Here is a 15,942-nt window from a genome sequence, read left to right on the forward strand (position 1 = left end):
TTCCTCCTTCCCGACGGCATCGTATGCCTTCTGCTCAAGAAGTTCACCGGACTGCCCTACGCGATCACGGCGCACGGCTCGGACGTGCCGGGCTACAACCCGCACCGGTTCAAGTTGCTGCACCTGCTGCTCAAGCCGGCCTGGCGGGTCGTGGCCCGCAACGCCAGCGTGATTGTCTGCCCGAGTGCTGTCATCCAGGACCTGGTACGGACCGAATGCCCGGCCGCCAGGACGAAGGTGATCCCCAACGGGATCGATCCCGGCCGCTTCACCCCGGATCGTCCCAAGAAGCCGCGCATCCTGGCCGTGTCCCGAATCGTCGAGCGCAAAGGGGTCCAGTACCTGATCGAGGCACTGGCAGGCCTGGACCAGCCGTTCGAACTGCATGTGGTCGGCGACGGTCCCTACCTGCCGACCCTGCGCGAACTGGCGGCACAGCGACAGGTCGACGTGGTGTTCCACGGTGCGCTGCCCAACGACAGCCAGGAACTCAAGGACCTCTACGAGACCTCGCGGATCTTCGCCTTTGTCTCGACCATGGAGAACTTCCCGCTGGTCCTGCTCGAGGCGATGACGGCAGGCTGCGCCATCGTGACGACCTCGGGAACGGGCTGCGCCGAGGCAGTGGGCAACGACGCTGTCCTGGTCCCGCCCGCCGACGTGGAAGCCACGCGCCAAGCACTCGTCCAGCTGATGGAGGACCGCGATCTTTGCGCTGCGCTCGGCCGGAATGCGCGGGCCAGGGTGGAAGAGCGCTATTCCTGGGACATCGTGGTCCGCCAGTACGTCGATGTGCTGGAAGGAAGCTTCGAGGTTGATCCGGCAACAGTGGCATCACTTACAAGCGACCGGATCAATGCCGGACCCATCTGCCCTACGCTCGGGGGTCGCCCCGACCCCGAGACGGCCATGCGCGTCAAAAGCTGACCTCTGCCCGGAAACAGATCGTGCTGCCGAACTTGTTCGTCATCGGGGCTGCCAAGGCAGGAACCACGTCCCTGCATCATTATCTCGGGCAGCATCCCGGCATTTTCATGTCGCCCGTGAAGGAGCCGAACTTCTTCGCGTTCTCCCAGAGCGTCCCGCACTTTGCCGGACCGGACGAGAGCGGCCGTCCCTTCTTCCAGCAGGACCGGCTGCGGCGGGAAAAGTATGCCTACTCGATCATGGACCGGGCCGAATACGAACGGTTGTTCGTGCAGGGGAAGGACAAGGCATATCGGGGTGAATCCTCGGCTGCCTACCTTTATTTTCCGGGATCGGCTGAGCGTATCCGGGCTTTGGTGCCCGAAGCCCGGATCATCGCGGTTCTCCGCCAGCCCGTGGAGCGGGGCTACTCCAAGTACCAGCAGATGCGGCGTGACCTCGCGGAGCCGCTTGGCAGCTTTGCCGAGGCCGTGAAAGCCGAGCCGGCACGAAAGGAGGCGGGCTGGGCACCGACTTGGCTCTATCTCGACCGCGGCTGGTACGGGCGCCAGCTGGCACCGTATTTTGCGAACTTTCCGCGGCACCAAGTCCATGTCGTTCTCTACGAGGATCTTCGCCGGGACCCGGCTGCTTGCCTGCATGAGATCTTCACATTCCTGCAGCTCGATCCTGATGTCCCCGTGGATATGCGTGAGCAGCACAACGTTTCGGCCGTCACGCAGGTGCCTCGGTTCGGCCTCATCTATCAGATGGCGGTCCGGCCGTTCCTGAACTCGGCACGCCTGCAGAGCCTGATCCCTGAGGCGCTCGTCGCCAGGATCAGACCGCTGGCGCGCCGCTTTCTCCTCAAGCAGTCGGCGCCCGTGCAGCTGGAAGGCCTGTCGCCTGAGTTGAAGGCGCAGCTGACGGCAATGTTCAGCGACGACATTGTGCAGCTGCAAGAGCTGATCGGTCGTGATCTGTCGCATTGGGTCCCGCCGCGTGCGTCCAATGAGGGACATGGCGTACGGCTGGACCAATCGGACCATCTGGCCGAGAATAGATCATAGGGCATCGAAGGATCGTAGATGGGCCGTGGGCTGAAAGCCTTCCTGGGCATTGCCTTCAGCCTCGTCCTACTCGGCCTGCTGATCTGGTGGCAGCCGATGGACGAGTACCTGGCGGTCTGGCAGCAGGCGACGCTCTGGCCCATCGCGGTCGTGTTCCTGCTGACGATACCGATGGTGATGCTGCGCGCCCGACAGACCCAGTCTCTGGCGCGCCTGCAGGGAATGCAGGTCGGCTTCGGGCCGCTCGTCGGATTGCAGCTCGCAACGACGTTCTATGGCCTGTTCGTCCCCGGGGTCGTGGCCGTGGGCGTGCTGCGCTGGTACAGGCTGGCCAAGCTCGGTGGCGATCCCAAGGCCACCATGGCGCTCGTCGTGTTTTCACGCCTCCTCGAGATCGAGATGGCGCTCCTGCTGGGCCTGATCTTCTGGATGCTCGACCCGCTGGCACCCGGCAGCCCAGGGCTGCCGATTACATTCTTCCTCATCTGGGCGGTGACTGCCCTGACCCGGTTCGCCGCCTTCCACCCCTGGACCGCCAACCGCCTGGAAGGCCTGATTGTCGCCTATTGGCCGGCTCAGCGGCTGGGCGGGATCCGCTCCCGCCTGATCGGCCTGCTGGGTGTGACGGCACGCTACGGCACCCTGACCGGTCGCGCCTGGGCGACGCTCCTTACCAACGTACTGGCCAGCAATGCGCTGGGCCTCCTGTCGGCCAGCCTGGCTGCCATGGCAGTGGGCATGGAAGTCAGCCTGATCACGCTCGGCTGGGCCAGGGCAATACTCGCTCTGGCCCTCCTCCTTCCGATCACCTGGGCTGGCATCGGCCTTCGTGAGGCAACGCTGGCGGGAGCACTCGTAGCGGCTGGCCAGCCTGCGGCTGCTTCCGTGGCGCTGGGCTTGTTGCTGAGCCTTCGTGTAGTGCTGGAGGCCGCGGCCGGCGGCCTCGTCGAACTGCACGCCTGGCTTTCCCCTTCACCGCAGCAGAGATCGAACCCATGAGGATTTGTCTGATCTCCACGGAGATCTTCGCCTGGGGCAAGCATGGAGGATTCGGTCGTGCGACGCGCATGATCGGCGGGGAGCTGGTCAAGCGCGGGGTCGAAGTGTTTGCCGTCGTGCCGCAGCGGCCGGGCCAGCAGGCCGTGGAGAAGCTGGACGGTATCACCGTGTTGGGCTTCCACGGCCACGAGATCAAGCGGCTCCACCAGCTCTTCAAGGAGGTGGACGCCGACATCTACCATTCCTGCGAGATCTCGCTCGGCACGCTGTTCGCGCAGTGGGCGATGCCGCATCGCCGGCACATGATTACCTTCCGTGACCCGCGCAACTTCACCGACTGGGTGCTGGAATTCGCGCGGCCCTCGCTCAGCCGCCTGCAGGTGGTCGGCAACTACGTGTTCGAGAGCAGCCCGCCGCTGCGCCGCGCAGTGCGCAATGCAGATGCGCTCTACACGATCGCGCATTGGCTGGTACCGAAGGTGGAGGACATGTACCGCCCCTGCCCGAAGCCGCGCTTTCTGCCCACCCCTGTGCCGATTCCACCGGAGCCGGTGAAGGCGGAGCAGCCCACGGTCTGCTATGTGGCGAGGCTCGACCGCCGCAAGCGCCCGCATCTGTTCTTCGACCTGGCGCCCAAGTTCCCCCATGTCCGCTTCAAGATCATGGGCAAGTCGCGCGACAAGGCCTACGAGACCTGGCTGCGGGACACCTACGGCAAGCTGCCCAACGTCGAATTCCTGGGCATGGTCGACCAGTTCGCGTCCGACACCCATGGCAAGACACTGGGCGAGAGCTGGATCATGGTGAACACGGCCACCCGCGAGGCAATGCCAAACTCGTTCCTGGAAGCGGCCTCCTACGGCTGCGCCATCATGAGTTATGTCGACCCGGACGACTTCGCCTCCAAGTTCGGCTATCATGCGGCTAAGGACGACTTCACCGAAGGGCTGGCCTGGCTCCTGGAGAACAATCGCTGGCGGGAGCGCGGCGCACTTGCGCGGCAGCACGTGACCGAGGTGTTCCGGGTGGAGCGAGCGATGGACCTCCACATGGAGGCCTATGGCGCTCTGCTCAGCAACGGCCCGGCACGCCGACGCGGGGTGAAGGACGCATCGGTGCCGGAAGCGCGGGCGACCTGAAGCCCCAGGGGCGGCGATGTCAGGCATACCGGCGATGAAGGTACCGGCCTGACCGGCAGCAATCGGCTCCGACGGTGCGACGGCCGAGATCTGCCCAAAGATCACTGAACTGCCTGCGCAGGCCGAAGGCTGCCGGATGACGGGCTGACCGCGTGGGAGAAGATCGACCGATCAGAGAGGAAGCGATCATGGGTGGCGTGCGTCGGGCTGTCGTGGGTTTCGTGCTGCTGGCCTTGACCGGCTGCGCCTCGACAGACGTGCAGCCGCCCGATCCCCTGTCATCGTGGAACCAGACCGCGACCAGGAACACGATCGTCGGGTTCGTGGAGGACGTGACGCGCGAGGGAAGCCCGCGCTACGTGCCGCCGGACGAGCGGATTGCGACGTTCGACAATGACGGGACGCTCTGGGCGGAGCAGCCGATCTATTTCGAGATCCTGTTCGCGATGGACCGGATCCGGGAAATGGTCCCGGAACATCCGGAATGGCGGACGACCGAGCCGTTCGCCTCGGCGCTGTCGGGCGATCCGGCAAGGGTCGCAATGCTGCCGCAGCCGCAGCTGTTCGAGCTGATCCTGGCGACCCATGCCGGGATGACCGAGACTGCATTCGAGCAGGTGGCGGACCAATGGTTCGCGACGGCGCGGCACCCGCGCCTGAACCGGCCCTTCCAGACGCTCGTCTATCAGCCCCAGCTGGAGCTGCTGCGCTACCTGCGCGCCAACGGGTTCAAAACCTTCATCGTCTCGGGCGGCGAGGTCGACTTCATGCGGGCGTTCGCGCCGGAGGCCTACGAGATCCCGCCCGAGCAGATCAAGGGCACGACCGTCGAGTTCTCGTTCACCGAAGTGGACGGGCAGCCGGTCCTGACACGGATGCCGGCGATCGACATCAACGGCGACCACACGGGCAAGCCGATCAACATCCATCTCGGGATTGGACGGAAGCCGATCCTGGCGTTCGGCAACTCCGACGGGGACATGGAGATGTTGGAGTACACGGACAGCGGATCCGGACCGCGGCTGATGCTGCTCCTGCATCACGACGACGCGCAGCGCGAGTTCGCCTATGACCGGCAGTCCCATGTCGGCCGGCTCGACAAGGCGTGGGACATGGCCAAGCAGCGCGGCTGGATCGTGGTCAGCATGAAGAACGACTTCGCCACGATCTTTCCCAGCGAGGCGGCGAACGACAACTGAGCTGGCTCAAAAGTCCGGGATGTTCTCGCGAAACACGGCCTGCATGCGGACCATGTAGTTGGTGAAGCCGTTCTCGCCATCCGCGGCGGCGACGAGGCGCAGGATGGCCTCGCGGGCTTCCACGCGCGGGTTCTGGTCGATGGCCGCGTCCATCGTGCCGGACAGGAGGAAGCGGCGGGTGAACTCGGTGACCTCGTGGCCGATGAAGATCACCTCGCGAGCCCGGCCGGCCTCCTCCAGGGCACGTGCGATGCCCCGGTTGCCGGCGCCGATATTGTAGATGCCGGCCAGGTCGGGGATGCGGCGGAGAAGCTCGGTGGCGTCGCGGTAGGTGCGCTCAAAGTCGTCGCGGCTCTCGGCGCGGTCGACGATCTCCAGCTGCGGGAACTCCTCGGCCAGGATGTGCCGAAAGCCCATCTCCCGCTCCTCGTGGCCACGATAGGCGAGCGAGCCTGCGAACAGCGCGACCTTCGCGGGCTGCTTGCCGTGGAGGCGGCCCAGCAGGTAGCCGGCCAGACGTCCGGCGGCACGGTTGTCGATGCCGACATAGCCCACGCGCGGCACATGGCTGATGTCGGAGACGAGGGTCACGACCGGCACGTCGGCGACGCTCAAGGCGCGGACCGCCTCGCGCACGGCAGGATGATCCAGGCCGATCAAGGCGACGCCTTTGCTGGTGGAAGCGAGTTCCTCCAGCTTGCCGGCCAGCGCCTCGGGATCGAAGCCGTCGATCCGGTGGACGCGCACATCCGCCGAAACGTGCCGCGCGCCCGCGTCCTCGATCAGGCTGGCCAGGTTGTTCATGAAGGTGTTGGGGCCGCCCGGCAGCACGAAGTCGAGCTGGAGCTGCCCGGCAGGTGCCTCGCGCAGCGGGCTGCCATTGTCGGTGGACACGTAGCCCAGCTGGCGCGCCGCGTTCATCACCCGCTCGCGAGTGCGCAGGCGCACGCCCTGCCGGTTGTGCAGCACCCGGTCGGCCGTCGCGGTCGACACGCCCGCCTCACGCGCCACGTCGGCCAGGGTCGCGAAGCGGAGGGTCGTCGCCAAGGCATTCTCCGGACTGCATCACGAACGCATCAAAACACATCATTCCGTTCCTGACTAGCGCGGATATCGCGCTCATACCAGGTCGATCCATGGATGAACTCCATGGATTACCACTCTTTTGATGAGTTCTGAGGTAATGCATCAAGAACGAGGTTGACAGGAAAGCCTGACCGCATCATTCCGCAGATGGACAGGGGCGCGGTTCGAACGCTTCGAGGGAGGTGCACATGCCCGATTCGATGGGCTTCCGGCCGGACGTGGAGGTCCGCAGCCGTGACTATACGATCGGCGCCATCGGGGCCGGGATGATCATGGCGGAGTGCCATCTGGCGGCCTACCAGCAGGCAGGCTTCAAGGTGGGCGCCATCGCCTCGCGGACCAGGAAGCATGCCGCGGAGGTTGCCGAGCGCTGGGGTATTGCGACCGTCCACGACACGCCCGAGGCGCTGATCGAGGATCCCTCGATCCAGGTGCTGGACCTGGCGTTTCCGCCGGACCAGCAGCCGGCACTGATCCGCCACGCGCTGAAGCAGCCGCACATCAAGGGCATCCTGGCGCAAAAGCCGCTGGCGCTATCGCTGGAGGAGGCGCGCAAGCTGCGCGACGAGGCCGAGGCTGCGGGCAAGGTGCTCTCAGTCAACCAGAACATGCGCTACGACCAGTCGATGCGCGTGCTCAAGGAGATCCTGGAGCGGGGCGACCTCGGCACGCTCGTCATCGCGACGATCGAGATGCGCGCGATCCCGCACTGGCAGACCTTCTTGCAGGACTACGACCGGCTGACGCTCTCCAACATGAGCGTGCACCACCTGGACGTGCTGCGCTTCCTGTTCGGTGACCCCAGCGAGATCTACACGGCGGCCCGCCAGGACCCGCGTACGACCTTCCAGCACCAGGACGGCATCACGATCTCGACGTTGAAGTTCCCGTCCGGCGTGATCGCGATGTCGATGGAGGACGTCTGGTCGGGCCCGCGCGAGGAAGGGTTCGACAGCGACATCTACATCAAGTGGCGAGTCGAGGGCACAGACGGGGTGGCGCAGGGTACCATCGGCTGGCCCACCGGCAGCCCGTCCACGCTCCGCTATGCCTCCAAGCGCACGACCGGCGGCAAGTGGGTCGAGCCCAGCTGGGACACGCACTGGTTCCCGCATGCCTTCATCGGCGTGATGGAGCAGCTGCAGCACGCGCTCGCGAGCGGCACCGCACCGGCGCTGTCGGTGGCCGACAACGTGAAGACCATGGCGCTGGTCGAGGCGGGCTACCGGTCGATGGCCGAGAGCCGCGCCGTCAAGCTCGCCGAGATCGAGATCTGAGCGAATAGACAGGGAGGACTGACCACCATGATGCAGACCGGCATTTTCACCGGCTACTTCCCCTACGGCCTCGAAGAGACCGCCAAGAAGATCCGGGCCCTGGACTTCAACACGGTCCAGCTCGACATGCACTTCAAGGACATCGACGTTTCCGCCGGGCAGATCACCAAGGAGAAGTGCGTCCGGATCCGCGAGACCTTCCGCGACCACAACCTGCCGATCTCCTGCATCTCCGGCTACACCAACATCATCCATCCGGACCTGGCCGAGCGGGAGCGGCGCGTCGGCTATCTCAAGGAGATCATCCGCCACGCGCAGTACCTGGGCACGCCCTACGTCATCTCGGAAACCGGCACCTACAATACCGAGAGCGACTGGGTGCACGACCCCAAGAACAAGACCGAGGAAGGCTTCGAGGTCTGCGCGAAGGTCATCAAGGACCTGGCCCAGCACGCCTACGACCATGGCGCAGTGTTCCTGCTCGAAACTTATGTGAACAACGTGGTGGGCTCGGTCGAGGAGACCGTGCGGATGTTCGCGACGGTCGACCATCCCGGCCTGGGCCTCTTGATGGACCCGACCAACTATTTCGAGACGCACAACATCGACGACATGGACAAGATCCTGAACCAGGTCTTCGACACGCTGTCGGACAAGATCAGGATCGGCCACGCCAAGGACGTGAAGCGCTCGGGCGACGACAAGTCGGAGAAGCATGCCGACATCGGCGACGAGGACGCGCTGGAATCGCACACCTTCCGCGGCGTCGGCGAGATCGAGCTGCCGGCACCGGGCCTGGGCTCGCTGAACTACGACCTGTACCTCAAGCGCCTGGCCCAGAAGCACCCGAACATCCCGATGATCATCGAGCACCTGAGCGAGGACGACGTGCCGCGCGCCAAGAAGTTCCTGGACGGCAAGCTCCGGGCACTGGGTCTCTGAACTAGGTCGAGCCTCCGTCATGGCCGGGTCCGGCCCGGCCCTCCAGGCGCCGGGGGGAACCTGGATCGCCGGGTCGGGCCTGGCCATGACGGACAAGGAAGAAGTGCAGCCGTGGCCGACCAGCCCGGTCACGTCGAGGTAGCGAGGGTCATCATGGTTGCTTTGTACGGGCGGACGATGTCGCGGCGGGACGTGGCAGCCCATGCCGGGTCGCTGTCGCAGTTCGCTGGCGTGCGGCTGATGACGCTCGGCGACGGAGTGGAGCGCGGGGTCCGGATGCTGGAGTTCCGGACCGGGACGGGGTTGCGCTTCACCGTGCTGGTGGACCGGGCGCTGGACGTCGCGGATTGCGAGCTGAACGGCATGGCGATCGGCTGGCACTCGCCGACCGGCTTCCGTCATCCGGGCCTGCACGAGTACGAGGGCGAAGGCGGGCTGGCCTGGCTACGCTCCTTCTCCGGCCTGCTGGTGACCTGCGGCCTCGACCACATCCTGTTCATGGACGAGGAGCCGGCCGGCCACTTCGTCTATGGCCCGCGAAAGTCGGTCAGCCATTCGATCCATGGCCGTGTCAGCACCATTCCCGCACGCCTCACCGGCTATGGCGAGCAGTGGGACGGCGATGCGTGCACGCTCTGGTGCGAGGGCATCGTCCAGCAGGCGGCGGTGTTCGGCGAGGACCTGCACCTGATCCGCCGGATCGAGGCGATAGTCGGCACGAACGAGATCCGGATCCGGGACCGCGTGGTCAACCACGGCTTCTACCGGACGCCGCACATGTACTGCTACCACATCAACGTGGGCCATCCGGTGCTGGCGGAAGGCTCGCGCTACCTGGCGCCGATCACCGACGTGGTCTGGGCTGGCCATGCCGGCGAGAGCTACCGCAAGCAGCAGGTGGGCTACCGGACTCTGCCGGGGCCGAAAGAGAACTTCCACGAGCAGGTCTGGCAGCACGAGCTGGCGACTGGCCGTGACGGGCGGACGTCGGTGGCGCTGGTCAATGACGGCCTTGGCATCGGCTTCGAGGTCGACGTCGACAAGGAGCAGTTCCCCTGCATGTTCGAGTGGCAGAACCTGCAGGCCGGCCAATACGCGCTGGGGTTGGAGCCGTCGACCAACCACGTGCTGGGGCACGGGTACGCCCGCGAGAAGGGCGAGCTGATCTGGCTGGAGCATGGCCAGGAGCGTACCTACGACACGGTGCTGCGCGTGCTGGATGGCAAGGATGCGATCGCGGCGGCGGAGCAGCGGATCACGGGCCTCGCGGTGCAGCCGGCCGAGGATTATCCGGAGCCGTCCAACGAGCACCGGCCACTCAGGGGCCGCTCATGACGGGCAAGCTCACGGTCGCCGGCCGCAAGGTCCTCTATACCGGAGCCGCGGGCGGACTCGGCACCGAGACCACCCTCGCCTTCCTGGAAGCCGGGGCCACCGTGGTGGCAGTCGACAACAACCCGGACAAGGTCGCGCACCTGCAGGAAGTGTGCCGGCAGGCCGGCCACGAGCGGCTGGTCGTGCGTCGCTACGACTTGTCGGACCTGGCGGGGCTCCGTGCCGGCCTGGAGGCGACCTCGGCCGAGGTCGGTGGGTTCGACGTCGTGATCAACAATGCCGCGATCTACCCGTCCAAGCCGTTCGAGGAGTTCACAATTGAGGAGTTCCAGGCGGTTCAACGCGTCAACGTCGATGCCGGGATCGTCTGCGTGCAGGTGGCCCTGCCGCACATGCGCCAGCAGAGCTGGGGCAGGATCATCAACATCGCGAGCGTCACGCTGTCCGGCGGCTGGGCGCTGCTGGCTCCCTACGTGCAGTCGAAGGCGGCGCTGGTAGGATTGGCCCGGGCCTGGGCACGCGAGTTCGGGCCGTATGGGGTGACGGCCAATGCCATCGCCCCCGGCGCCTTCCCGACCGATGCCGAGAAGATCCATCCGGATCCTGAGGGCTACAACCGCTTCATTCTGGACCGACAGGCGGTGAAGCGGCGCGGCCATCCGCGCGACATCGCCAACGCGCTGCTGTTCCTGGCCGCCGAGGAGTCCGGGTTCATCACGGGCCAGACGCTCAACGTCGATGGCGGCTGGTGGATGGACTAGGCTGGTTCTCGTCGTCGTTCTCTCTCGCCTCTCGATCAAGGTCTGACGCCATGGGCATCCTTTCCGGCTATCGTGTTCTCGACTGCTCCATCGCCATGGCGGGGCCGTTCGCGGCGCAGCGGCTGGGCGACCTGGGTGCTGACGTGGTCAAGGTGGAGCCGGTCACCGGCGAATGGCAGCGCCACGTCGCGGCCGGCGGTGCGCGCGGCAACCGGGTGAACGTCTCCTTCCTGTCGCTCAACCGGAACAAGCGCTCGCTGGCGGTGGACCTGAAGTCGCCGGATGGCAAGGCGCTCCTGTTCGACCTGGTCAAGCAGGCGGACGTGTTCCTGCAGAACTACCGGCCGGGCGTGGCCAAGCGGCTGGGCGTGGACTATGAGAGCCTAGCCGCCATCAACCCGCGCCTCGTCTACGTGTCGATCTCGGGCTACGGCGAGGACGGACCGTACCTGAACCGGCCGGGTCAGGACCTCGTGCTGCAGGGCATGTCGGGGGCCATGCTGTCGGCGGGGCGCGAGGGCGAGGCGCCGACGCCGGCCGGGCAGTACCTGGTCGACGCGATCACCGCCTACAACGCGTTCGAGGGGGCGCTCGCTGCCCTTCTCCATCGGGAGCGCACCGGCGAGGGGCAGCTGGTCCAGGTCAACATGCTGGACGCGATCACCACCATCCAGATGCAGGAGCTCTCGGTCTTCACTGTCGCCGGCAAGCCGCAGAAGCGGTCGGCCGAGCCGCATGCGCATGTCTATATCCGGGCCCCCTATGGCGCGTTCGCGACGTCGGACGGTTTCATCATCGTGGCCTTCCCGAGCCTGAAGAATTTGGGCGAGGTGATTGGCGAGCCGTCCTTCCTGACGATGGACGACGAGACCGACACGTGGAACCGGCGCGACGAGATCTTCGCCAAGACCAGGGAGCGGCTGAAGACCAGGACCTCGGCGGAGTGGCTGGAACTCCTGCGGGCGGCCGACATCTGGTGCGGGCCGGTCTACGGCTATGCCGATCTCGTCGAGGATGCGCAGATCAAGCACAACGGTACCTTCGTCGAGTACGACCACCCGACCGAGGGCCACGTGAAGACGCCGGGCTTCCCGATCAGGTTCTCCAAGACGCCGTCCACGGTCGACCGAGGCGCGCCAATTGCGGGCCAGCACACCCGCGAGGTGCTCAAGGAAGCGGGCTTCGACGACGCCCGGATTGAGCAGCTGCTGGCGTCCGGCGCCATTGCCCAAGGCGAGGTCTGAGATGACTGAGGACGTCCGCTTCGAGGTCGACGGTGCAATCGCCGTCATCACGCTGAACCGCCCGCAGAAGCTGAACGCCGTCACGCCGGAGATGGCGGACGCGATCGTGGCGGCGGTCGAGGAGTGCAACGACAGCGACACGATCCGCTGCGTGATCGTGACTGGTGCCGGGCCAAAGGCGTTCTGCGCCGGCTCGGACATCAAGGAGCTCGACACCTACGAGACGCCCTGGGAGTTCCGCAACCGGCCGGACTACTGCGACGCCATCCGCCGCCTCCTGAAACCGACTATCGCGGCGGTGAACGGCTATGCGTTCGGGGGCGGTCTTGAAACCGCGATGAATTGCGACATCCGGATCGCTTCCGAGAACGCGCAGTTCGCCGCCCCTGAGATCAAGCTCGGCTGGATCGGCGGCGGCGGCATGGCGGCCTTCCTGGCGCACTCGATCGGCCCATCCAACGCCGCGCTCATGATCATGACGGGCGATCCGATCTCCGCTGGCCAGGCGCTGTCCTGGGGGCTGATCAGCGAGATCACGGCACCGGGGCGGCTGCTCGACCGGGCCAGGGAGATCGCGAAGGTCATCGCGAGCCGGGCGCCGATCGCGGCGGAGACGGCCAAGATCAACCTACGCGCCGCCTACGGGATGCCGCTCGAGAAGGCGATCGAGTACGAGCGCGACCTGCAGACGATCTGCTTCGCTACCGCAGACGCCGCGGAAGGGCGAGCCGCCTTCAAGGAGAAGCGGCAGCCGAACTTCCGGCGCAAGTGACCACCATGGCCGCTGCCGACGTCGTCCGCTTCGTCCGTACCCGGCGCGAAGCCACCGTGCTGCTCATGCTCGCGCTGGTGTTCGTCGGGCTGACGTTCGCCAGCGAGTATTTCTTCACTGCGCGCAACCTCGGCAACTTCACCCGGCAGATTTCGGTGGTCGGCATCGTGGCGCTCGGCCAGGCACTGGTGATCATCGCGGGTGGCATCGACCTGTCGGTCGGCTCGGTGATCGGGCTCTCGGCGGTGACGGCGGCGATGCTGTCGGCGGCAACGGGTCTGCCGGCGGTGGGGCTGGTCGGGGCCATCATGATCGGCATGGCGGTGGGTTTCCTGAATGGCCTGCTGGTCACGCGGCTTCGGATCAACCCGTTCATCACCACGCTCGGCACGCTCTCCGTGGCACGCGGGGCGGCGCTTCTCATCACCAACGGCAACCCGCAGCGCTTCGACAACTGGGCGGCCTGGCTGGGCTATGGCCGGATCGGCGACGTGCCGGTGCAGTTCATCCTGCTGGTCATCCTCACGGCCGTCGTCTGGTTCTTCGCCAACCGGACGCGGATCGGCCGCAACATCTATGCGTTCGGCAACAATGCCAGGGCGGCGCGGCTTGCTGGGATCAACATCGCGCGCACGCGGCTGCTCGTGTTCACCATCAGCGGCGGGCTGGCGGGCCTGGGCGGCCTCCTGCTGGGCGGGATGCTGACCAACGCCAACCCGAACCTGGGCCTTGGCTACGAGCTGGACGTGATCGCCGCGGTGATCCTGGGCGGCGTGGCGCTCTCGGGTGGGCGCGGCTCCATCGGCGGGGTGATCATCGGCGCGGCGCTGATGGGCCTGCTGCGCAACGCCTTCGTGCTGCTCAACGTGTCCGGCTACTGGCAGACCATCACGATCGGCCTGGTCGTGGTGGTCGCGGTGGGGGCGGACAGCCTGAACCGGCGCCAGGAGGACGACTGAGGCCGGTAGGGACGACGAGATCGGATCTGGGAGGAATGAAGATGCTCAACCGTCGTGGTTCGTGATGCTGACCGCTGCCGGTGCGATGGTGCCGCTGGCTGGCAGGCTGACGCTGGCCCAGGAGGCGGCGCTGCCGGAGAGTGCGAAGGCGATCGGAGCGACGGTCGTGGCCCAGGGTCCGGCGCCGGACCCGTTGCGCCTGGCGGTGCTGTCGTTCCAGGGCTCGTCCTTCTGGGAGGCGACCGACAAGGGCATCGCCGCGGCGACCGAGTACCTGGCGCCGTTGAACACGACGGTCGACTATATCCAGCTCGGCACGGCGCTGACGGCCGAGGTCGTCGTGGCCGGGCTCGATGGCGCGCTGACCAAGCAGTACGACGGCATCGCGCTGGTGCCGATCTTCGACGGCACGGTCGCCAAGATCGACGAGGCGCGGCGCGAGGACGTGCCGGTGATCGCCTTCATCGCCGATTCGGCCGAGCGGTCGCAGCGCAATGTCGGCATGGGCATGCTGGCCTACGATGCCGGCAAGAAGGCGGGCGAGTTCATCGCCAAGCAGACGGGCGGCCAGGGCAAGATCGCCGTCATCACCGGCTATCTGGGTGCCACCCAGCACGACGACCGGATGAACGGTGCCCTCGACCTCCTCAAGAAGGAGCATCCGCAGATCACGATCGTGGGTCCCTTCGAGTGCAAGGACGACGACGCGACGGCCTATTCCCAGGCGACCGACGCGATGACCTCGAACCCGGACCTTTCCATCATCTATGTCACGGCTGGCGGGTCCGAGGCGGCGGCCAAAGCCATCCGCGACGCAGGACAGACCGGCAAGGTTGGTGTCGTCGGCTACGACAACCTGCCGGAAAAGCAGCAGTACAAGGACGGCGGCGAGATCCTGGCGCTGATCGATCAGGCGCCGGCCAGGCAGTCGTTCGACGCGCTGGTCATGCTGCACAACATGCTGGCGTTCGACGCGACCTATCCGGGCGACGTGGCGATCGATTCGCCGATCGCCTTCGGCAAGCTCGCCAAGGCCTGAGCCATCCACGCCATGACCCCGCCCCTCCTGTCCGTCCAAGGTGTCGCGAAATCGTTCGACCGCAACCGCGTGCTGAACGACGTCAACCTGGAAGTCGGACGGGGCGAGGTCGTGGCGCTGCTCGGCGAGAACGGGGCCGGCAAGTCGACGCTGGTCAACATCGTCTCGGGCGCCCTTCAGCGCGACAGCGGTGTCGTCCGCTGGAACGGGCAGGAGGTCGTCTTCCGGGATACGGCCGAGGCGATCGCGGCCGGCATCATCCACATCCACCAGGAACTCTCGATCATCTCGTCCCTGAGCGTGATGGAGAACCTGTTCATCGGCACCTACGAGGCCGGGCGCTTCGGGGTGATCGACCGTAAGGCGCTGCGGACCAAGTCGGCAGCGCTGCTGGCCGAGGTGGGGGCCGGGCATATCGACCCGCGCATGGAGGCCGGGCGGCTGTCCACGGCCGAGCAGCAGATGGTGGAGATCGCCAAGGCGCTGGCGCGGGACGCGAAGCTGCTCGTGCTGGACGAGCCAACGGCCGCACTGACCCCGCACGAGGCGGAGGCGCTGTTTCGGGTCGTCCGGATGCTGCAGGAACGCGGCGTGGGCGTGATCTTCATCAGCCACCAGCTGGAGGAAGTGTTCGCCATCGCGGACCGGATCGTCGTGCTGCGGGACGGGACGGTGGTGAGCGACCTGCCGGTCAAGGAGGCCAGCCGGGAGCGGGTCATCGCCGACATGACCGGGCGGATCTTCCAGGGCTTCTCCCGCAACCACGAGGCGGCGCACGGCGACGTGGTGCTGGCCGTGGAGGACCTGGCGGACGGACGGCACGTCGGACCGGTCGGCTTCACGCTGAGGCGTGGCGAGATCCTGGGCGTGTTCGGGCTGGTGGGCTCCGGACGGACCGAGCTGATCGAGCTGATCGCAGGCGTGCGCAAGCCGGCGTCGGGGACGGTGCGACGCGAGGGCAAGGTGGCGCTGCCGGCCGATGCCAGGGCGGCCTGGGCCAGCGGCATCGCGATCCTGCCGGAAGGGCGCAGACCAACGGGATCCTGCCGGACCTGTCGGTGGAGGAGAACCTGACGGTGGCGCTCAGGCAGGGCGGGCCGCAGGTGCTGCAGCGCTCGGCCGAGCGCGGCGTGGCCGGCTCCTACAAGGAGAAGCTCGGCATCGTCCTGGCGGACCTGCGCCAGCCGATCCGCAGCCTGTCGGGCGGCAACCAG

The 15,942-nt window shown here is 66.5% G+C and carries 15 protein-coding genes; 14 read left to right on the forward strand and 1 reads right to left on the reverse strand.

The window, feature by feature from the left end:
• From VHL31_RS07085 to VHL31_RS07105, 5 genes are all read left to right on the forward strand, one after another.
• The coding region (locus tag VHL31_RS07085) for a glycosyltransferase family 4 protein (RefSeq protein ID WP_329660505.1) at positions 1-927 on the forward strand (927 nt) is incomplete at its 5' end.
• A gap of 20 nt (positions 928-947) precedes the next feature.
• On the forward strand, positions 948-1,976 hold the full coding sequence (locus tag VHL31_RS07090; RefSeq protein ID WP_329660506.1) for a sulfotransferase: 1,029 nt from the start codon (positions 948-950) through the stop codon (positions 1,974-1,976).
• 18 nt (positions 1,977-1,994) lie between these two features.
• The gene (locus tag VHL31_RS07095; RefSeq protein WP_329660507.1) at positions 1,995-2,975 is read left to right on the forward strand and encodes a lysylphosphatidylglycerol synthase transmembrane domain-containing protein; all 981 of its coding nucleotides are present in this window, start codon (positions 1,995-1,997) and stop codon (positions 2,973-2,975) included.
• On the forward strand, positions 2,972-4,114 hold the full coding sequence (locus tag VHL31_RS07100; protein WP_329660508.1) for a glycosyltransferase family 4 protein: 1,143 nt from the start codon (positions 2,972-2,974) through the stop codon (positions 4,112-4,114). Before VHL31_RS07095 ends, VHL31_RS07100 begins: the two co-directional genes overlap by 4 nt.
• Positions 4,115-4,302: 188 nt before the next feature.
• The gene (locus VHL31_RS07105; RefSeq protein WP_329660509.1) at positions 4,303-5,313 is read left to right on the forward strand and encodes an HAD family hydrolase; all 1,011 of its coding nucleotides are present in this window, start codon (positions 4,303-4,305) and stop codon (positions 5,311-5,313) included.
• Between the two features lie 6 nt (positions 5,314-5,319).
• On the opposite strand, the gene VHL31_RS07110 is transcribed toward VHL31_RS07105, so the two are convergent.
• Entirely contained in the window at positions 5,320-6,360 is a 1,041-nt protein-coding gene (locus VHL31_RS07110) for a LacI family DNA-binding transcriptional regulator (protein WP_329660510.1), read from the reverse strand.
• 227 nt (positions 6,361-6,587) lie between these two features.
• Between VHL31_RS07110 and VHL31_RS07115 the strand changes: the two genes are divergently transcribed.
• The 9 genes from VHL31_RS07115 (at position 6,588) to VHL31_RS07155 (ending at position 15,802) form a co-directional block, all read left to right on the forward strand.
• The gene (locus tag VHL31_RS07115) at positions 6,588-7,676 is read left to right on the forward strand and encodes a Gfo/Idh/MocA family oxidoreductase (RefSeq protein ID WP_329660511.1); all 1,089 of its coding nucleotides are present in this window, start codon (positions 6,588-6,590) and stop codon (positions 7,674-7,676) included.
• 27 nt (positions 7,677-7,703) lie between these two features.
• Entirely contained in the window at positions 7,704-8,618 is a 915-nt protein-coding gene (locus tag VHL31_RS07120; protein WP_329660512.1) for a sugar phosphate isomerase/epimerase, read from the forward strand.
• 153 nt (positions 8,619-8,771) lie between these two features.
• Positions 8,772-9,953, forward strand: coding sequence for an aldose 1-epimerase family protein (locus tag VHL31_RS07125; protein WP_349262383.1), 1,182 nt, complete (start codon positions 8,772-8,774; stop codon positions 9,951-9,953).
• Complete coding sequence (locus VHL31_RS07130; protein ID WP_329660514.1) at positions 9,950-10,714, forward strand: SDR family NAD(P)-dependent oxidoreductase; 765 nt, start codon at positions 9,950-9,952, stop codon at positions 10,712-10,714. Before VHL31_RS07125 ends, VHL31_RS07130 begins: the two co-directional genes overlap by 4 nt.
• 50 nt (positions 10,715-10,764) lie before the next feature.
• Positions 10,765-11,958 carry a CoA transferase gene (locus VHL31_RS07135; RefSeq protein ID WP_329660515.1) on the forward strand — a complete coding sequence of 398 codons (1,194 nt, stop codon included), beginning with the start codon at positions 10,765-10,767 and terminating at the stop codon, positions 11,956-11,958.
• A gap of 1 nt (position 11,959) precedes the next feature.
• Positions 11,960-12,730: an enoyl-CoA hydratase/isomerase family protein gene (locus VHL31_RS07140; protein ID WP_329660516.1), complete on the forward strand. Its 771-nt coding sequence runs from the start codon at positions 11,960-11,962 to the stop codon at positions 12,728-12,730.
• A gap of 5 nt (positions 12,731-12,735) precedes the next feature.
• Positions 12,736-13,689 (forward strand): ABC transporter permease, encoded by a 954-nt coding sequence (locus VHL31_RS07145; protein WP_329660517.1) that lies wholly within the window; start codon positions 12,736-12,738, stop codon positions 13,687-13,689.
• A gap of 64 nt (positions 13,690-13,753) precedes the next feature.
• The gene (locus tag VHL31_RS07150) at positions 13,754-14,728 is read left to right on the forward strand and encodes a substrate-binding domain-containing protein (protein ID WP_329660518.1); all 975 of its coding nucleotides are present in this window, start codon (positions 13,754-13,756) and stop codon (positions 14,726-14,728) included.
• Positions 14,729-14,740: 12 nt separating this feature from the next.
• Positions 14,741-15,802: a sugar ABC transporter ATP-binding protein gene (locus tag VHL31_RS07155; RefSeq protein ID WP_329660519.1), complete on the forward strand. Its 1,062-nt coding sequence runs from the start codon at positions 14,741-14,743 to the stop codon at positions 15,800-15,802.
• Positions 15,803-15,942 lie beyond the last annotated feature (140 nt).

Origin of the sequence: Geminicoccus sp. (assembly GCF_036263595.1) — a bacterium.
GTDB lineage: Bacteria > Pseudomonadota > Alphaproteobacteria > Geminicoccales > Geminicoccaceae > Geminicoccus.